The following is a 22,930-nucleotide window of genomic DNA, read 5'->3' as shown; positions in this document are numbered from 1 at the left end:
AGCCGGGTGCGCACGCCATGCGGCGGGCGCCACCCGGCCAACGCTTACTTCAGGTCGACCGAGACCTTGCCGGTCGCCGGGTCGAAGGTGATCGTTCCGCCCTGGAACTCGGCCTTCTCGACGCCGTCCTCGATCGTCTGCGTCGACGTCGGGGCGCCCAGGTCTCCGACCTCGAAGCCCTGCTTGGCCCAGGCGTCTGCGATTTCGCCCCACAGCGCCACCGAGCCGGTGGAGTGCGAATCGGTGATGATGCCGTTTTCGAACTTCACGTAGCGAAGCGTGTCGGCGCGGCCCTGCGGATTCGCGACCGTCGCACCGTTCTGGACGCCGGACTGCGCCGGGCCCAGGACATCGCCGAACTGCTCGACGACGCTGGCCCACTCCGCGGCGAGGTCGTTCTTCTCGTCGATTTCCAGGATCTTCTCCACCAGAACCGGAATGTCGTCGATGGACGGGCCCTCCTCGACGGACTTTCCGACGGCCGCGAAGATGGCGTCGGACGTCTCGCCCAGGCCCGGCGTGCCCAGGACACCGAACGCCGCGGCCAGGATGGAGCGGGCGCCCGAAATGACGGTCAGGGCGTCGTCTTCCGACACGGAGCCGGAGTCGTCGGTGCCCGTGCCCGTGCCGCTGCCGCCGGACGAGCCCGAGCCTTCGGTGCCCGTACCGGTGCCGGTGCCGTTTCCGCCGATCGTTCCGTCGTCGGTGGCGCCACCGCCGGTGTTGCCCGTGCCAGTGCCCGTACCGGTGCCGGTGCCGTTTCCGCCGGTGGTGGCGCCGCCGGTGTTGTCCGTGCCCTCGCCCGTGCCGGGTCGGTTGCCCTCGGTCGTTCCGTCGTCGGTGTTGCCGGTGCCGGTGTCCGTACCGGCGATGGTGATGTCGGTGCCGCCGCTGGGCGCCTCGTTGACGATGTTGCCCCTGTTCAGGGACTTGTACTTCTTGTCCGCGATGGAGCGGATGTTGTCCATCTGCGCGTAGCCGGCGTTGCCCGGGCACGTCGTGTTGCCGACGTCGCGGTGGGCGAAGATGTTCGGCAGCTTCACCTGGGTGCCGTACGGGTACTTGGCGTAGTGCGAACCCGCGGAGGTCAGCGTCGTGGTGCCCTTCGGGTCCACGCCGGCGACCTTGTGGCGCCAGCCGAGCATGTTGCCCACGGAGTTGATCATCGCCTGGGTCGGCTGGACGGACGAGTAGTCGCCCAGCATCGAAATGCCCCAGGTGTTCTTGTTGAAGCCGCCCGCATGGGCGCCCTGGACGTTCTTGTCCAGGCCGCCGTAACGGCCCTCGTAGATGTTGCCGTACTTGTCGACCATCGCGTTGTAACCCACGTCGCACCAGCCCAGCGTCTGGGCGTGGTAGTGGTACACGCCGCGGACGATGCCGGCGGCCTGCGCCTCGCTGTAGTTGTTCGAGCCGGCGGTGTGGTGGACCGTCGTCGCCTTCATCGAATCGTCGTAGGTTGCGTTGCGGCAGCGGCTGTTCTCGTTCGCGCCCCAGCCCGCTCGGGTGATCACGCGCGGCATGCCGGTCAGGTTCTTCGCGTCGACGATCGGGTCGATGCCGTCGCCCTCCTGGACGTTGCCGTCGATGAAGACCGCCTCGACGTCGTCGAGCGGCACCTCGTCGTTGACGGCTTCGATGTCGCGCCAGGCCGGCAGGTCGTTGACGGTGATGCCGTTGGCGCCCTCGGTTGAACCGGTGGCCGCGTCGGTCGCTGCGGCGCCCCGGTCTTCGGAGCTGCCGGTCACGTCGCCGGTGTCGGCATCACCGCCGCCGGAGCTGCCCGCGCCGAGGTAGTCCTCGAGACGGCTGCGCTCCTCGTCGGTGAGATCGGAGGAGCCCTCGATGTCGTCGACGGTCACGCCGGAGCCGGGGCCGAAGACGTTGAGGCCGTGGGTGGAGATCTGCACGGCGGTGGTCGGCTCGACGAAGACGAGCTCGGTGCCGTTGAGACCGTTGCCCTGGCCCTCGGCGGGGTAGTGCGGTTCGGCGCTGTACCACTCCGACCACGTGCCGTCGGGACGCAGTGCGCGGAAGTAGCTGGCCACGTCCGCCGAGCCGGTCCAGGTCAGCGCGAACATGGAGAATTCCTCGTCGCGGCGCAGTTCCTTGACGACGCCGCGGTTGGGGTGCAGCTCGTCGGCGACGGACTGGGTGGCGATGGCCGCGTCTTCCACGAGCACGGACGAGCCCGTGGACAGGGCGACCTTGTCGACGAGGACGTCGACCGGCCCGCGGCCGTTGTCCTCGATGAGTTCGATGGCCGCGGTGCCGCCGAGGGCGACCAGCGGCGCGGCGATGAGCGCGGACACGACGCTGAAGATCAGCGGCTTCCGCGCACCTGAGTGGGCGCTGATTCGTCGTCGGTTCAACAAGGTGTGACTCCAGAGTTCGGGTGCAGGTGCTCCGTCGGGCCCGTTGCGATGGCCGGTTGCCGCAGGTCATGAGGATTTCGGGCATGCGCAACCTGTGACGGATGTGCAATCAGTTGCAAATGTTACCAATGTTACGGATGTTGTCCATAGTTGTTGATGCGTCAGGGGGTCGACGTCCGGCGGTCTCGCGCGGCCCGTCACGCCCGGTTCGTACGGCCCGTCGCGCCCGCCGTGGCGCACCGCGCCCCGCCTTGCCCGGCCCGTCGCCGCGATCCCGACCGCCGCACCCGTTAGGCTGACGGCCGTGAACACTGACACCACGTATGACCTGTTCGTCGTCGGCTCGGGCTTCTTCGGGCTGACCGTCGCTGAGCGCATGGCTGAGCAGTTGGGCAAGCGCGTGCTCGTCGTCGAGCGGCGCAACCACATCGGCGGCAACGCCTACTCGGAGGCCGAGCCCGAAACGGGCATCGAGGTGCACAAGTACGGCGCGCACCTGTTCCACACGTCCAACAAGCGCGTGTGGGACTATGTCAACCGCTTCACGGACTTCACCGGCTACCAGCACCGCGTCTTCGCCATGCACGACGGCACGGCCTACCAGTTCCCCATGGGTCTGGGCCTGATCACGCAGTTCTTCGGCAAGTACTACAGCCCCGACGAGGCCCGCGCGCTGATCCGGGAGCAGGCCTCCGAAATCGACGCCGACAAGGCCGAGAACATGGAGGAGAAGGCGATCTCGCTGATCGGCCGCCCCCTGTACGAGGCGTTCGTCCGCGACTACACCGCCAAGCAGTGGCAGACCGACCCGAAGAACCTGCCGGCGTCGAACATCACCCGCCTGCCGGTGCGCTACACCTTCAACAACCGGTACTTCAACGACACCTACGAGGGTCTGCCGGTAGAGGGCTACACCGCGTGGCTGGAGAACATGGCCGACCATGAGCTCATCGACGTCGTCACCGACACCGACTGGTTCGACGTCCGCGACGAGCTGCGCGCCGCCAGCCCCGACGCCCCGGTCGTCTACACCGGACCGCTGGACCGCTACTTCGACTACTCCGAGGGTCACCTGGGCTGGCGCACCCTCGACTTCGAGACGGAGGTCCTGCCCACCGGCGACTTCCAGGGCACCCCGGTGATGAATTACAACGACGCGGACGTGCCGTACACCCGCATCCATGAGTTCCGCCACTTCCACCCGGAGCGCGACTCGTACCCGTCGGACAAGACGGTGATCATGAAGGAGTACTCCCGTTTCGCCGAGGGCGACGACGAGCCGTACTACCCCATCAACACCCCGGACGACCGCGAGATGCTGGGCAAGTACCGCGAGCGCGCCGCCGCCGAAGCCCGCGACAACAAGGTGCTCTTCGGTGGCCGCCTGGGCACCTACCAGTACCTGGACATGCACATGGCCATCGCGTCGGCGCTGACGATGGTGGACAACAAGCTGGTCCCGTACTTCACCGAGGGCGTGGCGCTCGAGCAGGAGCGCGGCCACTAGGCCTGGTTTCCCCGCGCTCGGCGTGCCTGCGGGCACGGGGCTTCGGCCCCGGCTCGTGCCGAACGAAAAGGAGCTTTACGACGTCCCGGCCTCCACGCCGAGCCGTCGTAAAGCTCCTTCATCGTCTCCCGTCGGCTACGCCAGGGCGACGTTGACGGCACGGGTGATGCCGTCGCGGGTGACGCTGCCGCCCTGGAAATCGGCGCGGTCGGCGCCCCAGTTCGGGGCCTGCGTGGTCGTCGGCGCGCCGAGACGGCCGATCTCGAAGCCCTGCTTCGCCCACGCCTCGGCGATCTCCTCCCAGATCGCGTGGACGCCGGTGGCGTTGGAGGCGACGATGATGCCGCGCTCGAACTTCACGTAGCGCACCGGGTCGGCGACGCCGGTGTCGTTCGGCACCGTCGCGCCCTGCTGCACGCCCGTCAGCGGCTGGCCGAGGACGTCGCCGTACCCGTCGGTGACCGCCCGCCACTCCACGGCGAACTCGTCGTCGCCGTCGATCGTCGTCGTCGGCTCGACCTGCACGGGGATGTCCGCCAGCGCCGGGCCCTGATCGGCGTTGCGGCCGACCGCGCCGAGCACCGACTCGGCGTCGTTGCCCAGGCCGGGCGCGCCGGCCAGGCCCAGCGACGCCGCGAGGATGCTGCGGCCGCCGGAGAAGGTGTCCACCTGCTCGCCCTCGGCCATCGCCTGCAGGGCCGGAATGGCCGCGGCGGCCTCAGGCGGCAGGTCCAGACCGTCGATGAGCGATCCGAGGCTGGAGTTGTCGCCGCCGATGGTGTCGCCGCCGTTGGGCAGGTCGGCGCGGATGTCGGTGGCCCCCTCGGGGCGCTCGTTGGCGATGACGCCGCCCGACAGGCCGTCGAACTTCGCCTGCGCGATCTGGCGGATGCGGTCCATCTGCGCGTAGCCGGAGTTGCCCGGGCAGGTGGTGTAGGCGACCTCGCGGTGGGCGAAGATGTTGTTCAGCGTCACCTGCTGGCCCCGCGACCAGTTGGAGGTCGAGTGGCCGCCGGCGGTGAAGGTGGTCTTGCCGATCGGCTTGACGCCGCCGACCTTCATGCGCCAGCCGATCATGGTGCCGACGGAGTTGATCATGGCGGTGGTCGGATGGACGGTGGAGTAGTCGCCCATCATCGAGATGCCGAACGTGCCGGAGTTGAAGCCGCCGGCGTGGGCGCCCTGCACGTTCTTGGTCAGCCCGCCGTAGCGGCCCTCGTAGATGTTGCCGTACTTGTCGACCAGCGCGTTGTAGCCGATGTCGGTCCAGCCGCGGGTGACGGTGTGGTACTTGTGAATGCCCCGCACGATGCCGGGGGCCTCGGCCTGCGAGTAGTTGTTCGCGCCGGCGGTGTGGTGGACGCAGGTTCCGCGGAATTCGTCGTCGTAGACGACGGAGGGGCGCTTGGAGTCGTCGGCGCCCCAGCCGGCGCGGGTGATCACGCGCGGCATGCCGGTGACGTCGGAGTCGTCGGCGATGGGGTCGATGCCGTCGGGGGTGACGCCGCCGTCGATGAACACGCCCTGCACGTCGTGCAGTGCAACGGGGCCGAGAAGGTCGGCCAGGCCGGTGAAGTCGCCGGCGCCGGCGCGCTTGACGACGTCGATGAGGTCGTCGAGGTTCTCCCCGAACACGTTGAGCCCGATGGTGGACACCTGTACGGCGGTGGTGCGGCCGACGTACACCGGTTCGGTGCCCAGCAGGCCGTTGCCCTCGTTGCCGGGGGCGTTCTGCGCGTCGGCGGCGTACCACTCGGACCAGGTGCCGTCCGGACGTTCGGCGCGGAAGAAGGCGGTCACCTCGGGGGCGTCGCGCCAGGTCAGGGCGAACATGGAGAATTCGCGGTCGTGGCGCAGTTCCTTGACCAGGCCACGGTTGGGGTGCAGGGCCTCGATCAGGCCCCGGGTGGCCAGGGCGGCGTCGTCGACGACGACGGCGGCGGCGTCGGACAGTGCTTGGGTGGCCAGGTGCACGTCGACGGGGCCGGGGGCCGGGGTCTCCAGCAGGCGCAGGCCGGAGCCCGCGACGTCGGAATTCGCGATGGCCACGGTGGACGCGGCGGCGGTGGTCGCCGCCAGTCCCGCCAGGAAGGGGCGACGGCCGATCGCGGTGGAATTGATGCGACTACGAGTCGGCAAGAGAGCACTCCAAACTGAGAAAAATGAGACGAAACGGCATTGGTGGGGCGAATGTTACTCGTGTGGCTGTTGATTGTCAGCTCGCCGCGTCACGTTTCCGTGAAAGGTTTCGTCGATCGATTGCGGCTGTCCGTGAAAGGCGCGGTGAAACGCCGTTTCTCGTCTCCGGGCCGGCCCGGGGGTGTCCGGCGGCGGGTGGTGCGGCGGAGGGGCGAGCCAGCCCCCCGATGTGGACATGACCGCCATCACCGCGCCCCGCGGCCCGTCAATGCCGACGGCCACCGGCGCCGCCGTTACTATTCGGGGTAAGTGACCGACCAGTTACGAGTCGACCCGAAAGCCGTGATGCCCCCCATGAGCACAGACGTCCAGACCGGAAGCCTCGCCGTCGAAAGACTGCAGCGGATTCTGCTTCCCAAGCCGGGCGAGCCGCGTGATGTGCGGTCCCTGTACCTCGTCGAACCGGAAACGAACGCCGCCCGCGTCGTCGCGGCGTCGCGGACCGAAGCCTCCGTCACCGCCGGCGACGAAGTCAGCTTCGAGACCTACTTCAACGCCTTCCCCGCCAGCTATTGGCGCCGCTGGACGTCGTTGCAGGAGGTCATCCTGCGCATCGAACTGTCGGGCGTCGCCCGCGTCGACGTGTACCGCTCCAAGATCGACGGCAGCCGCATCGCCGTGACCGGCCGACTCGCCGGCGACCCCGCGAACCCGGGGGAGCGGTCGATCGTGGAAATCCCCGTCTCCCTCGCCCCCTTCGAGGACGGCGGCTGGATCTGGTTCGACCTGACCTGCGAAACCGACGTCACGGTGCACTCCGCCGCGTGGTGGTCGCCCATCGCCGCGCCGGACCAGACTTACCCCGACGGATCCGTGCACCCGGCGCCCGAAGCCCGCGTGACCGTGGGCATCCCCACCTTCAACCGCCCCGAAGACGCCGTCGCCGCACTGGAGGCGCTGTCCTCCGACCCCAAGGTCGACGGCATCATCGACGCGGTGCTCATGCCCGACCAGGGCACCCGCCACCCCGCCGACGAGCCCGGCTTCCCGGCCGTCGCCCGGCACTTCGGTGACCGCCTGCGCATGTTCCCGCAGGGCAACCTGGGCGGCTCGGGCGGCTACTCGCGCATCATGTACGAGGCCCTCGGCGGCTCCGACTCCGATCCGGAGCGCGCCACCGACAGCCCGTTCATCCTTTACATGGACGACGACATCGCCATCGAGCCCGATTCGATCCTGCGCGCCGTCGCCGTCGGGCGCTTCGCCAAGTCCCCGATGCTCGTCGGCGGGCAGATGCTCAACCTGCAGGAACGCAGTCACCTGCATTCAATGGGCGAAATAGTCGGCCGCCACGACTTCATGTGGACCTCGGCCCCGCACGTCCACTACGACCACGACTTCCACGCCCATCCGCTGCGCGACCGCGGCGAGCACGGCGTCAACGCCACCGGCGAGACCATCGACTCCAAGGACCTGCATCGCCGCATCGACGTCGATTACAACGGCTGGTGGATGTGCCTGATCCCGCGCGTCGTCGCGCAGGAGATCGGCCAGCCGCTGCCCCTGTTCATCAAGTGGGACGACGCCGAGTACGGCCTGCGCGCGGGCAGGCACGGCTACCCGACCGCCACCTGGCCCGGCATCGCCATCTGGCACATGGCCTGGTCCGACAAGGACGACGCCATCGACTGGCAGGCCTACTTCCACCTGCGCAACCGACTCATCGTCGCCGCGCTCGAACACGACGGGTCGGTCGACGGCATCGTGCGGTCGATGCAGAAGGCCACCGCCAAGCATCTGCTGTGCCTCGAGTACTCCACCGTCGCCATCCAGAACGAGGCGATGAAGGACTTCCTCGCCGGCCCCGAGCGGCTGTTCGACATCTTGGAGACCTCCCTGCCGCGGATCAACGCCCTGCGCAAGGACTTCCCCGACGCCCGGGTGCTGCCCACCGCCGGCGACCTGCCCCGGCCCAGCGGCATCCCGGGAGTGCCGGTCAAGGACATCGGCGGCCGCCTCGCTCCGCTGAAAAAGTCCGTGTGGCTTGCCAAGGGTCTGCTGCACAGCCTGCGCCCGCACGATCCGGTGCACCACGAGACCCCGCAGGCGAATCTGTCGCCCCTCGAGGCGCGCTGGTTCTCCCTCTCCCGCGTCGACGGCGCGACCGTGACCACGGCCGACGGCCGCGGCGTGGTGTTCCGCCAGCGCGACCGGGACAAGGCGAAGAAGCTGCTCGGTGAATCGCGTGCGCTGCAGAAGCAGGTCGCCGAGCGCTTCGACGAGATGCGCCGCCGCTACCGTGACGCGCACCCCGAGTTGACCAGCCGCGAGAGGTGGGCCGATGTCTTCGAACAGCAGTAGCGTCCGCCATCCGGGTGCGCACCGGGGTAACGGTGCCGTCGGGACGGCCGATGCAGTGGGCGTGGACGCAGACGACACCGTGATCATCCCGCCCGTCACCGGTGAAGTGGCTTTGTTGAAGTCCATCCAGGACACCATCACCGACGTGCCCGGCGTGCTGCCGGCGGCGAAAGCCATGAGCTTCTTCGGCGAGCACGCCGCCGGCTGGATGGGGCTGGCCGCCCTCGGCGCGGCCGTCGACGCCGAGCGTCGCCGGGGCTGGGCCGTCGTGGGCGTCTCCGCGTTCACGTCGCACGCCGCGTCGGTGGTCATCAAGCGCATCGTGCGCCGCAAGCGGCCCCACCACCCGGGCGTCCGGGTCGGCGTGGGCACCCCGTCGAAGCTGAGCTTCCCGTCGTCCCACGCCACCTCGACCACCGCCGCACTCGTCGCAATGTCGCGCATGGGCTTCGGCCCCGCGCCACTGGCGGGGGTGCCCGCGATCATGCTGTCGCGGCTGGTGCTCGGAGTGCACTATCCGACGGACGTTCTCGCCGGGGCGGCCCTCGGCTGGACGACGGCGACAATCACGGACAAAATCCTCGGGGACCCCGGCGACGGGGACCGGGCGGCGACCGCCGCAGACGGAAGGACAGCCAAGTGACCGACGACCGCGTGAACAATCCCGATCCGGCGGCGGCCGACGCCGAACGGGCCGCCGGCGGTGCCGTGCGCGATGACCGCCGCGACGGCCTGAATCTGGGTTCCGAGCCGCACACCTACGGCATCGACGAGCCCTCGCACCCGCAGGGGCAACCGCCGAAGAACCTGCTCGACGGCATGTACAAGGCGCTGCGCCCCAAGCAGTGGGTGAAGAACGTCCTGGTCATCGCCGCACCCGCCGCAGCCGGCGCCGAGGCGTTGACCGACACCCGCACGCTCATCGACGTGCTCATCGCCTTCATCGTGTTCTGCCTGGCGGCGTCGTCGATCTACCTGATCAACGACGCCCGCGACGTAGAGGCCGACCGCGCCCACCCGACCAAGCGCTTCCGCCCCATCGCCGCTGGCGTGCTGCCGGTGACCATGGCCTACGTCATGGCGGTGGTCCTCATCGTCGCCGCCGTCGGCCTGTCCTTCACGGCGTCGTCCGGCCCGGGTCTGGCCATCGTGGTCTCCACGTACATCGCGCTGCAGCTGGGCTACTGCTTCGGCTGGAAGCACCAGCCGGTGATCGACATCGCCCTGGTCAGCTCCGGATTCATGCTGCGCGCGATGGCCGGCGGCGTGGCGGCGTCGATCGTACTGTCCCAGTGGTTCCTGCTCGTCGCGGCGTTCGGCTCACTGTTCATGGCCGCCGGCAAGCGCTACGCCGAACTGCTGCTGGCCCAGCGGTCGCAGAAGAAGATCCGCAAGTCCCTCGAGGGCTACACCGCCACGTACCTGCGCTTCGTGTGGACCCTGTCCGCCACCGCCGTCGTGCTGGCGTACTCCCTGTGGGGCTTCGAGATGGGCAACCGCGCCGGCGGCACCGCCGCCGTTTGGTACCAGATCTCCATGGTCCCGTTCACCGTCGCGATCCTGCGCTACGCCGCCGACGTCGACCGCGGCACCGCCGGCAGCCCCGACGAGATCGCCCTGCACGACCGGGCGCTGCAGGCGCTGGCGCTGCTGTGGATCATCTCCATCGGAATCGCTGTGTACGCCGTGCCCATGCTGTAGAGCATCCGGCGTCGTGGAACTTCCGGCGCCGCCGATCACCCGACGCCGACGGACATCCGGCGCCGACGGTGGCCGTGACCTTCGTCTCGCAGACGGTGGTCGCGGCCACTTTTTCATGCCGTCGCACCGGTGGTCGGCGATACGCTCCTGTGCTCGTCGTCAAGCATGAACACGGGAAACGTTGCCCCGCGAACCAATCCGGGACACCCGGCGGGGGGACGCCGCATGAAAGACCCCTGATAACGGTTTGAGAAATGGTCGCGGAACGGTAACGTTATCGGCCACGTGCCCGATGAACCCATCGGAAAGTGCGCCCCACCCCGAATTTCCCGGTATCCCCGCAGGCTCGACCCGACGCGGAACACCGGATTGCTTCGCGGTGCGGCGGGCAGACTGAAACGTCAACGAGGAGAAACATGAGCTTCACCGCAATTGCTCGTGGGTGGAAGGCCAAGATCGTCGCCGCGATGGTCGCCGTGGCCACCATCTTCGGCATGATGCAGTTCGCCGCCCCGGAAGAGGCCAACGCCCACCGCGGCTGGCTGCGCCCCGGCTGCGAATGGGACACCTACAACTACTGGGTGCAGTACTGCAGGGTGTACTCCGAAGCCATGGGCAAGGACATCACCGTCCACGTCCGCCCGGGCATCCACCCCAACAGCCCCGGCCTGTACCTCCTCGACGGCCTGCGCGCCCGCGACGACTGGTCCGAGTACGTCTGGACCGCCAACGCGCCGCGCCTGTTCGAACACGACAACCTCACCCTGGCCATCCCGGTCGGCGGCGAAGCGTCGTTCTACACCGACTGGAACCGCCCGGCCGTCAACTCCAAGGGCGAGATCCGCAACTACAAGTGGGAGACCTTCCTGACCCAGGAACTGCCGGTCTACCTCGAGCAGCACTTCCAGACCCGCCGCGACAACAACGCCGTCGCCGGTCTGTCCATGGGCGGTTCCGCCGCGATGTCGCTGGCGTACAACCACCGCGACCAGTTCAAGCAGGTGTCCGTCTTCTCCGGCTACTTCCAGGTCTCCAACCCGGTGATGTCCACGGCCATCGCCGGCTCGCAGATCGACCAGGGTTACGAGCCGACCGCGATGTGGGGCCCTCCGGGCGTCCCGACCCCGGGCCACGTCCGCAACGATCCGTCCATGAACCTGCACAAGATGCGCGGTCTGCCGATGTTCATCGCCTCGGCCAACGGGTACCCGTCGCACTGGAGCTCGCCGGAAGCGCTTCTGGGGGCACCGTCCGAACTGCCGCAGATCGGCATGGGCATCGCCCTGGAGGGGCTGTCCCGCGCCTCGACCGTGGCGTTCGAGGGGGAGGCCCGCGCCTTCGGCCTGGATCCGATCATGCACTACAGCCCGGATGGCATCCACGCCTGGTCGCTGTGGGAGCAGGACCTGGCCAAGGCCCGCCCGCACATCAAGGCGGCCCTGGGGGTTTAGTCTCCCGCCGGCAGTCGTCGCGCCGCTCCTCGTGTGCGACGGCGGGCCGGGAGAGAAGAGCGCATCGAAGCCCGCTCCGACCATGTGTCGGGGCGGGTTTTCGCGTGTCCGGGCGTGCGTGACGACGTCCGTCGAATGTGCTGCCCGTCGGGAGGCCACGAGTGTGCGGCATGGGGGCTGCCGTGCACACTCGTCGAATGTGCTGCCCGTCGGGGGCGGCGCCGGACGGCCACGTGGAGTTTTGCCGCCCCAAACCCTAAAGTTGAACTTAAGCCTGAGCTTTAGGGCGCGTCGCGCAGGAATGCGACCCGCGCCCGGGTAAGAATCAAGGTCGAAGCGGAGGCCGCGACGCGACCGCCCGCCGGGAGAGGGGAACTCCCGGACGGCGAACGCCGAACGGCCGCCACGGCGACGCGCGGTGACGGCCGCGCACGGCACCCGCCCGACGCGCGCACCCGCGCACCAACGGCGGACACGACCTCAGACGACACGTTTACTTGTAAGGGGAAGCCCTCATCATGCGAGATACCGCACACTCCCCCCGGGGCCGCTGGACCCGGGTGCTCGCCGCCCTCACGGCGATCCCGCTGGCCATGACGCTCACCGGAGCGCCGGCCACGGCGTCCCCCGCGGAGCCCGCGGCCGACGACACCGGCACCTCCGCCCCCGCGACGAGCACGTCGACGCCCGCCGACGACACCGCACCCGCCGACCCCGCCGCCGGGGAAGAAGACGCGACGTCGTCAAGCACCGCCGACGACGAGACCGCCCAGCCGCTGCAGTCCTCCCTGTGGACCCCCGTGCCCGGCGCCAACGGCCAGCCGTCGCCCATCCGCGAAACCGAACAGAACCTGCCGAACCTGCCCGGCGACGTCTCGGTGGAAAAGGTGCAGTGGCTCACCGAACGCCGCGTCATGCTGCACATCAACTCCGCCGCCATGCCCGGCGAACCCGTCAAGGTCGACCTGCTGCTGCCCCGCGACTGGAACCGCGACCCCGACCGCACCTTCCCGACCATCTGGCACCTCGACGGCATGCGCGCCCGCGACGACTGGAACGGCTGGACCCTCGAAACCAACATCGAGCGCTACTACGCCGACAAGAACGTCATCGTGGCCATGCCCATCGGCGGCGAATCGTCGTTCTACACCGACTGGAACGAGCCCGACAACGGCAAGAACTACCAGTGGGAAACCTTCCTGATCGACGAACTCGTCCCCGTCCTGCGCGAAGGCTGGCGCGCCAACGAGGACCGCGCCGTCGTCGGCCTGTCCATGGGCGGCACCGCCGCGTTCAACCTCGCCTCCCACCACCCCGAGCTGTTCCGCTTCGCCGGCAGCTTCTCCGGCTACCTGGACACCGCCTCCCGCGGCATGCCCGCCGCCATCGGCCAGGCCATGCGCGAAGCCAGCGGCTACGACGCCACCAAGATGTGGGGGCCGGTCGACTCGCCGCGCTGGAAGGAAAACGACCCGAAGTCCAACGTCGACAAGCTCAAGGGCATCTCGCTGTACGCCTCCGCCGGCAGCGGCAACACCGGCGAATGGGACGAGCCGTCTGCGGACTTCCCCGGCCTGCCCGCCAACACCGCCGGCTTCGGCCTGGAAGTCATCTCCCGCATGACCACCGAGACGTTCGCCCAGCGCGCCCGCGCCGCCAACGTCCCCGTCACGCTGAAGATCCGCGACTCCGGCACCCACTCCTGGCCGTACTGGCAGTTCGAGATGAACCAGGCCTGGCCGCAGCTCGCCGACGCCCTGCAGCTTTCCGACGACGACCGCGGCGCCAACTGCGTCATCGGCGGAGACATCGCCGAGCGCATCAAGGGCTTCGACAACCTGGGCACCTGCCTGTCGCCCGAATACGAAACCGCCGACGGGGGCCGCGCGCAGGACCTGACCAACGGCCGCGCCTACTGGCACCCGCGCACCGGTGCCCAGTTCGTGTGGGGCCGCATCGGCGCCCGCTACCACGAGGTCGGTGGACCGTCGTCGCCGCTGGGCTACCCCACGACCAGCGAAATGTCCACGCCCGACGGCGACGGCCGCTTCGTCCACTTCGAGCACGGCTCCATCTACTGGACCCAGGAAACCGGCGCGCACCTGGTCATGGGCGACTTCATGAACCTCTGGGGCGACGAAGGCTGGGAGAAGGGCCGCCTCGGCTACCCGACGTCCGACCGCCGCGACATCCCCGGCGGCGTCGTCCAGGACTTCCAGGGCGGGCAGATCGTCAAGTCGGCCAACGGTGCGCCGCAGATCGTGCTCGGCGCGATCGGCGCCGCCTACCGCGCCGGCGGCGGCCCCGAGGGCGCGATGGGCTTCCCCGTGAGCGGCGAAATGGATCTGCGCGACGGCAAGTTCCAGCGCTTCGAACACGGCGCCATCTATTGGTCCCCGGAATCCGGTGCGCACGGCGTCCCCGCCGGCGACATCTCCGACCATTGGGGCTCCACCGGCTGGGAGAACGGTCCGTTCGGCTACCCGGTCGGCCCGCAGAAGCAAATCCCGGCCGGCGGCCTGGATCAGGAGTTCCAGGGCGGCTGGATCCGGCAGATCAACGGCAACATCGAGGAGGCTGCGCGATGAGCGCCGTCACGCCCCGCAAGACCGGCGCGCCGCGCGGCACCGGTAAGCCGGGCCGGGCGCGCGCGGCGGTGCTCGCCCTCATCGGCGCCGGTGCCCTGACCCTCGCGGCGTGCGGCGGCTCGACCGTCGAATCGTCCGAGGTCACCGACACCACCTCCGCCGACGCCACGACGTCGGAGACCAGCTCCGCGTCCAGCTCGGCGACGAGCACCTCCGAATCGTCGACGACCACGACCCGCGCGAGGGGCGAGCGCGAGATCACCGAGCCCGGCGCCACCCGCGCCAGCTCCGCCCCCGACGGCCGCATGCCGCTGTCCCGCGACGACGAGGACTTCCTCGACGCGCTCATCGACGACGGCATCGACGTCGAGGGCACGGAGGACCAGCTCATCGCAGCCGGCCACGTCCACTGCAGCGCCCAATCCGAGACCGGCGGCGACGCCGACGCGGCGGTCGTCGAGGCCGTCGCCGGCCAGATCGTGGCGCAGGACCGCACCGACGACGACGAAGCCGCCGTGGCCGAGTCGATTGCGAAAGCGGCTGAATCGGCGTATTGCTAACGGGCATGCGCAAAACGCTCACCCTGCTCGCCGTCATCGTCCTCGTCGTCGCCATCGTCGCCGGCGTGGGGCAGTGGCTGCGTCAGTCGCAGGTGGGCGAGCCCGGCATGCCGGACCCGTCCCCGCAGGCCCAACAGCCCGAGTGGTGCCCGGCGGTGGAGGTCATCGCCGCGCCCGGCACGTGGGAATCGCGGGCCGACGACGACCCGATCCACCCGACGGCGAACCCGAATTCGCTGATCCTCAAGGCCTCGGCGCCGTTGCAGGAGTCGTACGCGCCCGACGACGTGAAGGTGTGGACCGTGCCGTACACCGCCCAGTTCCGGAACGTCCAGGCCCAGCATGAGATGACCTACGACGATTCGCAGGCCGAGGGGCGCGCCCGCATCCACGAGGAGATGGCCGCCACCCACGCCGACTGCCCGCTGACCGATTTCGTGCTCATGGGCTTTTCCCAGGGCGCGGTGATCATGGGGGACATGGCGGCGCTGATCGGCAACGGCAATGGTCCGGTTCCGGCCGAGCGGGTGTTGGGGGTCGCCTTGCTTGCCGACGGCCGTCGTGAAGCGGGAAAGGGCGTCGTCCCCGGAAACCCCGTGGCGGGCGTCGGTGCGGAGGTCGCGCTCGCGCCGGTGAATCTGCTGGTGCAGCCGATCGTGCCGGGTGCGACGATGCGCGGCGGGCGAGAGGGCTTCGGCGAGCTCAACGACCGGGTGCAGGACATTTGCGCGCCCGGCGACACTGTGTGCGACGCGCCGCCCGGCATCGGCGACGCGGTGGCGCGGGCGCAGGAGCTCGTCGCCGCCAACGGCGTGCATGCGACGTATGCCGAGAATCCGGACGTCATCCCGGGTACCACCGCCGTCGCGTGGACGGAGAATTGGGCCCGCGGCCTCATCGACGGTGCCCTCGCCGCGAACGGGTAGTCCGCCGGGGCGGTCGGTGCGGGTAAAACTTGATCCGCATTTAGTCGGCGGATTTGTTGCAGATTCGGACGAAACTTTCCCGATTTGACGGCTGAAATGCAACAAATCAGCCGACTCATTGCAGATCAAAACACGTTATGACATTCGCCGAGTGGGGTGTGGCGCATGTGGTGGGCGGGGAGGGGGCGTGACGGGCGTCGGGGCCGTCACCGGGCACCAGGTGGGCGTCGTCAAGCAAGCTTCACTCGCGTACCGTTGAGCCTCAGTAGTCACACCCGCTTACATCCGTAACGTGACTTATGGCACGCCGGACGCCTACGATTTTCATCGGCGAAAGTAACTTACGCTAGCGTGACCCCCGCCGACGGTCCCGATCGCCGACCGGCGGCGCGTCGCCATCCCGAAAAATAACGGGTCGGTAACGTAAAGACCCTCCGGCCCGACAAACCACCGCAGACGAAGAAACACCAGAGGAGCACCATGGACCTGAGCATGCTGATGGGCCAGTTCATCGACGCCGAAGGCAACTTCGCCTTCCCCGACGACATGTCCGTGCCGAACCTGTCCGAAATGATGTGGCAGATCAACACGATGAAGGGCGAACTCGACCTTCAGCAGGTCACCTTCCATGACTACTCCAACTCCCGCGACGGCGAGCTGGTCACCTACACCCGCGCCGAGGTCAACCGCCGCATCAAGGCCGTCGCCGCCCGCCTCCAGCAGGTCGGCGAACCCGGCGACCGCGTCGCGCTGCTCATGGGCAACAGCCCCGAGTACCTCTTCGGCTTCCTCGCCGCCCAGTACGCCGCCCAGGTGGCCGTGCCGCTGTACGACCCCACCGAGCCCGGCCACGGCGACCACCTCGTCGCGGTCCTCGAAGCCGCCCAGCCGAAGGTCGTGCTGACCAACAAGCGCTCGGCCGCCGCGGTTCGCTCCATCTTCGCCGACAAGCCGGCCGCCGAGCGCCCCCGCGTGCTCACGGTCGACGCGCTGCCGGATTCGCTGGCCGACAACTACGTCTCGCCGGCCGAGGACGCCAAGTACGCGCCGCAGCTGGAGAAGGACGCCGTGTTGCTGTTCACCTCGGGCTCGTCGCGCACCCCGGAGGGCGTCCGCATCGCCGGACGGTCGATCCTGTCGAACGTCTTCCAGGTGCTGTCGGCGGCGCACCTGCAGCTGCCGCTGCGCCTGGTTACGTGGCTGCCGCTGCACCACAACATGGGCATCGTGCTCGGCGCGTTCGTCACGGCGTTGGGCCTGCCGTTCGATCTGATGACCCCGCGCGACTTCATCCAGCACCCGAAGCGCTGGATCGACCAGCTGAACAAGCGTGGCGACGACGACGTGAACGTGTACACGGTCGTGCCGAATTTCGCGCTGGAGCTGGCCAACCGTTTCGCGGTGCCGGAGGAGGGCGGGACCCTGGACCTGTCCAACGTCGACGGCCTCATCGTCGGTTCGGAGCCGGTGACGGAGAAGGCGACGCGCGAGTTCCGCGCCAACTTCGAGAAGTTCGGCCTGCCGTCCAACGCCATCCGCCCGGGCTACGGCCTGACCGAGGCGACGCTGCTGGTCGCGGTTCCGCAGGGGCCCGAGCGTCCGCGCGTGACCTGGGTCGACCGTGATTCGCTTAACGACGGCCGCCCGGAGCGCGTCGAGCCGGATACCCCGGATGCGGTGCCGTTGATGTCGAATGGTTCGGTGGCCAAGCCGCAGAACCTCATCGTCGTCGATCCGGAGACGCGCACCGAGCTGCCGGATGGCGTGGTCGGCGAGATGTGGGTCCACGGCGACAACATTCCGCTGGGCTACCTCACCGACCTGGAGCAGTCGGCGAAGGTGTTCGGCAACGAGCTCGCCGCCCGCCGCGACGTCGATTCCCGCGCGGAGGGGGTGGCCGACGACGCCAAGTGGATGGCCACCGGCGACCTGGGCGTCTTCCTCGACGACGAGATCCACATCACCGGCCGCATCAAGGACCTCATCGTCATCGCCGGCCGCAATCACTACCCGCAGGACATCGAGGTCACGGTCACCCAGGCGTCCGACCACGTGCGTCCGGCCGTCGTCGCGGCTTTCTCGGTGGAGGGCGACGACGTCGAGAAGCTGGTGATCGTCGCCGAGCGCGACTTCCGCCGCGAGGAGTCCGGCGACGCCGAGGCGATCGACGCCATCCGCGCCGCCGTGACCAAGGCGCACGGCATTCAGCCGGACGACGTCCGCGTCGTCGGCATCGATGAACTTCCGCGTTCGTCTGCCGGTAAGATCGCGCGACGAGTGGCCCGCGCCGCCTACCTCGCCGGCGGTTTCGACTAACCCGCGAATTATTTGTTAAGGACACAGCCCACGATGGATGACAACAAGGGACGATCCGGCATGACGGTCGCCCAGATGCGCGATTGGTTGCGCGACTGGGTGATCACCACCACCGGTCTGACACCGGAGGAAGTCACGCCGGAACGGCCGATGGAGGAGTTCGGCCTGTCCTCCCGCGACATCGTCATCCTGTCGGGTGAGTTGGAGAGCCTGCTGGACGTGCGGCTCGATGCGACGATCGCCTACGAGTACCCGACGATCGACAAACTCGCGGTGCGGCTGATCGAGGGCGACGTCGAAAACCCGGATGATTCGGCGTACGACGCGCTGCAGACGGGCGAGGAGGCCGCGCGGTCGCGTCGGCTTCGCGACGAGAAGCTCACCGACATGGACATCGCCGTGGTCGGCATGGCCGCCCGGTATCCGGGTGCCCGGAACATCGGCGAAATGTGGGATCTGCTGGTCTCGGGCCGCGCCGGCACCGGTGATCTGCCGGAGGGCCGGTGGTCCGAGTTCGACGGTGATGCGGACATCGCCGCGGAGATCGCCGAGTGCGACACCCGCGGCGGGTACCTCGACGACGTCGCGGGCTTCGACAACGAGTTCTTCGGGCTGTCGCCGCTCGAGGTGGAGAACATGGACCCGCAGCAGCGGATCCTGTTGGAGCTGACGTGGGAGGCGCTGGAGAACGCGCATCTGCCGGCGTCGGAGTTGCGCGGCGAGGCCGTGGGCGTGTTCATGGGTGCGACGACGAACGACTACGCCATGCTCATGGCGGCCGATCCGTCGGCGGCGCACCCGTACGCGATGACCGGCACGTCGCCGTCGATTCTGTCCAACCGAATTTCCTACGCGTTCGACTTCCGCGGGCCGTCGATCACCATGGATACGGCGTGCTCGTCGTCGTTGGTGTCCATCCATCAGGCGGTGCGGGCGTTGCGCGACGGCGATGCCGATGCGGCGGTGGCCGGTGGCGTGAACCTGCTGGTGTCGCCGCATGCGACGTTGTCGTTCGGCCGGTTGGGGGTGTTCTCGAAGACGGGTGCGATCCACGCGTTTTCCGAGGACGCCAGCGGCATGATCCGCGCCGAGGGCGCCGGCGTCGTGGTGCTCAAGCGGCTGGAGGACGCCGAGGCCGACGGCGACGACGTCCTGGCCGTGATCAAGGGCACCGCCGTCACCTCCGACGGCCGTTCCAACGGGCTGACCGCGCCGAACCCGGATGCGCAGGTCGACGTGCTGCGCCGCGCCTACGCCGATGCCGGCATCCGTCCGCAGGACGTCGATTACATCGAGGCCCACGGCACCGGCACCATCCTCGGCGACCCGATCGAGGCCTCCGCGCTGGGCACGGTGCTCGGCCGCGGCCGTGACGCCGCCAATCCGACGCTGCTGGGCAGCGCCAAGACGAACTTCGGCCACACCGAGGCCGCCGCGGGCGTCGCCGGCGTGATCAAGGTCGTGCTGGCCATGCGCAACGACGTCCTGCCGCCGTCGCTGCATTACGCGGGCCCCAACCCGTACATCGATTTCGAGGGCGGCCGCCTGGAGGTCGTGGAGGATCCCCGCGAGTGGCCCGAGTACTCCGGCCACAAGGTCGCCGGCGTCTCCGGGTTCGGCTTCGGCGGCACCAACGCCCACATCGTGCTGACGTCCCCGCCGGCGGCGCCGCCGCAGGAGGAGGCGACCGCGCCGATCGACGCCGCGGCCGCCCGCGAGGCCGGGATGCCCGCGCTGCTGCCGGTGTCCGGTCTGCTGCCGTCGCGCCGCCGCATGGCCGCCGAGGACCTCGCATCCTGGTTGGAGGCCAACCCGAAGGTGGATCTGGGCGACGTCGCGCGAACTCTGGCGTCGCGGTCGCGGGGTCGGTCCAAGGCGGTCGTGCCCGCCACCGACGTCGCCTCGGCGATCGAGGGCATGCGCCGCGTCGCCGAGGGCAAGTCGGGTCCGGGCATCGTCTCGGCCGACGCTCCGCTGGCGCAGGGGCCGGTGTGGATCTTCTCGGGTTTCGGCTCGCAGCACCGCCTGATGGGCAAGGAGCTGCTGGCCCTGTCGCCGGTGTTCGCCGAGACCATGGCCAAGTGCGACGAGATCATCGTCGATTCGGTCGGCTGGTCGCTGCTGGAGATCATCGCCGACGACGAGCGCACCTACGACCTCGAGACCGCGCAGATCGGCATCACCGCCATTCAGGTCGCCCAGACCGACATGATGCGCGCGCTGGGCGCCGAGCCCGCTGCCGTCGTGGGCATGTCCATGGGCGAGATCGCCGCGGCCTACGCCGCCGGCGGCCTGACCCTGGAGGAGACGATGCGCATCGCGTGCGCCCGCTCCCATCTGATGGGCGAGGGCGAGTCGATGCTCGCGGAGGACGAGCAGGGCGGCATGGCGATGGTCGAGCTGTCCGTCGACGAGCTCGACGAGCTGCTGGCCGCGCATCCGGAGTTCGCCGGCGTCGAGCCGGCGGTCTACGCCGCGCCGACCATGACCACCGTCGGCGGCCCGAAGCCGGCCATCGCCGCGCTGGTGGAGCACCTCACCGGCGAGGGCAAGATGGCCCGCCCGCTGGCGGTGAAGGGCGCGGGGCACACGTCCGCGCTCGACCCGCTGCTGGGGGAGCTGTGGTCGGAGTGCTCGGACGTCGAGCCGACCCCGCTGTCGGTGCCGTTGTTCAGCTCCGTCGACCGGGGCGTGACGTATCAGCCGGGCGACGTCGTCCACGACGCCGATTACTTCGTGCGCTGCACCCGCCACTCCGTGTGGTTCGCCGATGCGGTGTCCCGCGCTTGCGCGGCCGGTTACAGCACGTTCGTCGAGTTCGCCCCGAACCCGGTGGCGCTCATGCCGACGATGGCCACGGCGTTCGCCGCCGGACTGCCGGATGCGCAGCTGGTGCACCTGGCCAAGCGCAAGGAGCCCGCGGGCGAGTCGCTCGCCGCGGCGTGCGCGACGCTGTACGCCCACGGCCACGACATCGACCTGTCGGCGTTGGCCGGCCCGGGTGCGTACGCGGATCTGCCGGGCATGCGTTGGCGCCACCAGCGTTTCTGGACGTCCGCGCGCCCGATGTCCGGTGGCCGCGGCAAGCTGCCGGGATCGCGCACGACCCTGCCCGGCGGCGATGTCGCCTACGCGGGTGACGCGGCCATCGCGCCGTCGATTCACGCGATCATCGATGCGGCCATCGCCGACGCCGTGCCCGGTGCGACGATCCTGGCCGTCGAGGAGGCCGGCGCGCTGCCGGCGTCCGGTGAGCTGACGACGATCGTCTCTCGCCACCCCGGCGGCGCAGTGATTTCGGTGTACACGGTCGACGGCGACGCCACGGAGCTGCTGGCCAAGGCCGGCGTCGCGTCCGTTCCCGCCGGGTCGGGTGCCGGTGCAGCCACCGGCTCCTCCGCCGATTCCGCCGCAGGCGCCCCGGCCGGCACCGTCGGCGCCGAGTCGACCGCCGCGGGCGCGCCCGCCGGTTTCGGCGCGGTCAACCGCACCCCGGCCGCCCCGGGCATGCCCACCGCCGCGGGCGCGGCGGGAACGGACGGGGAGCCCGGCTGGTCTCCGGAGTCCGGTGTGCCGGTGGAGACGCATCTGCGCGTCATCGTCGGCGAAGCGATGGGCTACGACGTCGACGATCTGCCGCTGGAGCTGCCGCTCATCGACCTCGGCCTGGATTCGCTGATGGGCATGCGCATCAAGAACCGCGTGGAGCACGATTTCTCCATCCCGCCGCTGCAGGTGCAGGCGCTTCGCGACGCGTCGGTCGCCGACGTCATCGCCCTGGTCGAGAAACTTGTCGCCGAGGCCCACGATGCCTCCGACGACTCCGACGCCGCTGGCGCCGAGGAGGCCCCGGCCGCGGGCGCCGAGTCGACGTCCGGCCGGGAGGCGGGCGTCGCAAAGCAAGGCATCAACGTGCCGCCGCGCGACGCCTCGGAGCGCATGGCGTTCGGCACCTGGGCCACCGTGGTCGGCACGACCGCCGGCGGCGTCACCGACGAACTGCCCGCGCTTGACGACGCCACCGTCGACGCCCTCGCCGCACGCCTGTCGGAGCGGGCGGGCGCCGACATCACCGCAGACGACGTCCGCGCCGCCGACACGATCGCGGATCTGGCCGAAACGCTGCGCCCCCACCTCGAAGTCGAGGTCGAGGGCAACATCCGCGTGCTGCGCGAACGCCTCGAAGGGTCGACGAAGCCCGCCGTGTTCCTCTTCCACCCGGCCGGCGGATCCTCCGCCGTGTACCAGCCCCTGGCCCGCCGACTGCCCGCCGACGTCCCCGTCTACGGCGTCGAACGCCGCGAGGGCGAGCTCACCGACCGCGCCGCCGCCTACCTGGACGACATCCGGGACCGCGCCGACGGCAGGCCGGTGATCCTGGGCGGCTGGAGCTTCGGCGGCGCCCTGGCCTACGAAGTCGCCCACCAGCTGCGCGACTCCGGCATCGACGTCGCGCAGATCGTGCTGCTCGACACCGTCCAGCCCTCCGAGAAGGTGCCCGACACCCCCGAGGAGATGCACGCCCGCTGGGATCGCTACGCCGACTTCGCCAAGCGGACCTACGGCCTGGACATCCCGGTGCCCCACGACCTGCTCGACCAGCAGGGCGAGGAAGGGCTGCTGACCATGCTGGAGCAGTTCCTCGCCACCGCCGACTCCACCCAGCACGGGCTGTCCGGCGGCGTCCTCGAGCACCAGCGCGCGTCCTTCGTGGACAACCGCATCCTCGATCAGCTGGACATGACCCGCTGGGCCGAGGTCGACGTGCCCGTCGTACTTTTCCGCGCCGAGCGGATGCACGACGGCGCCATCGAACTCGAGCCGCGCTACGCGACGATTGATGAGGATGGCGGATGGTCGGCTATCGTCGACGATTTGGAGATCGTGCACCTGTGCGGCGATCACCTCGCCATCGTCGATGAACCGGAAATCTCCAAGGTCGGTTCCTGGCTGGGGGACCGGCTCGACGACCTGGACACCGAATCCCGGAACGGACAGTAATCGAA

Annotated in this window: 12 protein-coding genes; 10 read left to right on the top strand and 2 right to left on the bottom strand. The window is 69.4% G+C overall.

The features are described from left to right. Positions 1 to 44 precede the first annotated feature (44 nt). Positions 45 to 2,312, bottom strand: a complete 2,268-nt coding sequence (locus CFREN_RS12350) for an N-acetylmuramoyl-L-alanine amidase (RefSeq protein WP_246580144.1) — start codon at positions 2,310 to 2,312, stop codon at positions 45 to 47. Positions 2,313 to 2,679: 367 nt separating this feature from the next. Here CFREN_RS12350 and glf point away from each other — a divergent pair, with 367 nt between their 5' ends. Further along, positions 2,680 to 3,882, top strand: coding sequence for a UDP-galactopyranose mutase (gene glf / locus CFREN_RS12345; protein WP_209651650.1), 1,203 nt, complete (start codon positions 2,680 to 2,682; stop codon positions 3,880 to 3,882). Between the two features lie 135 nt (positions 3,883 to 4,017). Here the strand turns inward: glf and CFREN_RS12340 are convergent, their stop codons facing one another. After that, complete coding sequence (locus CFREN_RS12340) at positions 4,018 to 6,021, bottom strand: N-acetylmuramoyl-L-alanine amidase (protein WP_209651653.1); 2,004 nt, start codon at positions 6,019 to 6,021, stop codon at positions 4,018 to 4,020. A gap of 354 nt (positions 6,022 to 6,375) precedes the next feature. Between CFREN_RS12340 and CFREN_RS12335 the strand changes: the two genes are divergently transcribed. The 9 genes from CFREN_RS12335 to pks13 all read left to right on the top strand — a co-directional run bounded on the left by CFREN_RS12335 (position 6,376) and on the right by pks13 (position 22,925). Continuing rightward, positions 6,376 to 8,382 (top strand): glycosyltransferase, encoded by a 2,007-nt coding sequence (locus CFREN_RS12335; protein ID WP_209651655.1) that lies wholly within the window; start codon positions 6,376 to 6,378, stop codon positions 8,380 to 8,382. Positions 8,383 to 8,443: 61 nt separating this feature from the next. Further along, a complete protein-coding gene (locus CFREN_RS12330) occupies positions 8,444 to 9,025 on the top strand; it encodes a phosphatase PAP2 family protein (RefSeq protein ID WP_224370741.1) in 582 nt (193 codons plus the stop codon). Positions 9,026 to 9,114: 89 nt separating this feature from the next. Next, positions 9,115 to 10,083: a decaprenyl-phosphate phosphoribosyltransferase gene (locus tag CFREN_RS12325; protein ID WP_209654476.1), complete on the top strand. Its 969-nt coding sequence runs from the start codon at positions 9,115 to 9,117 to the stop codon at positions 10,081 to 10,083. A 416-nt stretch (positions 10,084 to 10,499) separates the two neighbouring features. Continuing rightward, a complete protein-coding gene (locus CFREN_RS12320) occupies positions 10,500 to 11,534 on the top strand; it encodes an alpha/beta hydrolase (protein WP_209651659.1) in 1,035 nt (344 codons plus the stop codon). 518 nt (positions 11,535 to 12,052) lie between these two features. Next, on the top strand, positions 12,053 to 14,122 hold the full coding sequence (locus CFREN_RS12315; RefSeq protein WP_209651661.1) for an alpha/beta hydrolase-fold protein: 2,070 nt from the start codon (positions 12,053 to 12,055) through the stop codon (positions 14,120 to 14,122). Then, on the top strand, positions 14,119 to 14,682 hold the full coding sequence (locus tag CFREN_RS12310) for a DUF732 domain-containing protein (RefSeq protein WP_083291482.1): 564 nt from the start codon (positions 14,119 to 14,121) through the stop codon (positions 14,680 to 14,682). Before CFREN_RS12315 ends, CFREN_RS12310 begins: the two co-directional genes overlap by 4 nt. A gap of 5 nt (positions 14,683 to 14,687) precedes the next feature. Further along, on the top strand, positions 14,688 to 15,608 hold the full coding sequence (locus CFREN_RS12305; RefSeq protein WP_209651664.1) for a cutinase family protein: 921 nt from the start codon (positions 14,688 to 14,690) through the stop codon (positions 15,606 to 15,608). Positions 15,609 to 16,088: 480 nt separating this feature from the next. Then, positions 16,089 to 17,924, top strand: coding sequence for a FadD32-like long-chain-fatty-acid--AMP ligase (locus CFREN_RS12300; RefSeq protein ID WP_070521902.1), 1,836 nt, complete (start codon positions 16,089 to 16,091; stop codon positions 17,922 to 17,924). 33 nt (positions 17,925 to 17,957) lie between these two features. Continuing rightward, positions 17,958 to 22,925, top strand: coding sequence for a polyketide synthase Pks13 (pks13, locus tag CFREN_RS12295; RefSeq protein ID WP_209651666.1), 4,968 nt, complete (start codon positions 17,958 to 17,960; stop codon positions 22,923 to 22,925). Positions 22,926 to 22,930: the final 5 nt, after the last annotated feature.

The organism is Corynebacterium freneyi (assembly GCF_030408835.1).
GTDB lineage: Bacteria > Actinomycetota > Actinomycetes > Mycobacteriales > Mycobacteriaceae > Corynebacterium > Corynebacterium freneyi.
The sequence above is the reverse complement of the archived record's forward strand: the minus strand, read 5'-3'. Positions and strand labels throughout refer to the sequence as shown.

Excerpts from the sequence above, each read along its gene's own strand:
- CFREN_RS12315 (WP_209651661.1), top strand. The coding sequence starts at position 12,053 with ATGCGAGATACCGCACACTCCCCCCGGGGCCGCTGGACCCGGGTGCTC.
- CFREN_RS12300 (WP_070521902.1), top strand. The coding sequence starts at position 16,089 with ATGGACCTGAGCATGCTGATGGGCCAGTTCATCGACGCCGAAGGCAAC.
- pks13 (WP_209651666.1), top strand. The coding sequence starts at position 17,958 with ATGGATGACAACAAGGGACGATCCGGCATGACGGTCGCCCAGATGCGC.
- CFREN_RS12310 (WP_083291482.1), top strand. The coding sequence starts at position 14,119 with ATGAGCGCCGTCACGCCCCGCAAGACCGGCGCGCCGCGCGGCACCGGT.
- CFREN_RS12335 (WP_209651655.1), top strand. The coding sequence starts at position 6,376 with ATGAGCACAGACGTCCAGACCGGAAGCCTCGCCGTCGAAAGACTGCAG.
- CFREN_RS12305 (WP_209651664.1), top strand. The coding sequence starts at position 14,688 with ATGCGCAAAACGCTCACCCTGCTCGCCGTCATCGTCCTCGTCGTCGCC.
- CFREN_RS12320 (WP_209651659.1), top strand. The coding sequence starts at position 10,500 with ATGAGCTTCACCGCAATTGCTCGTGGGTGGAAGGCCAAGATCGTCGCC.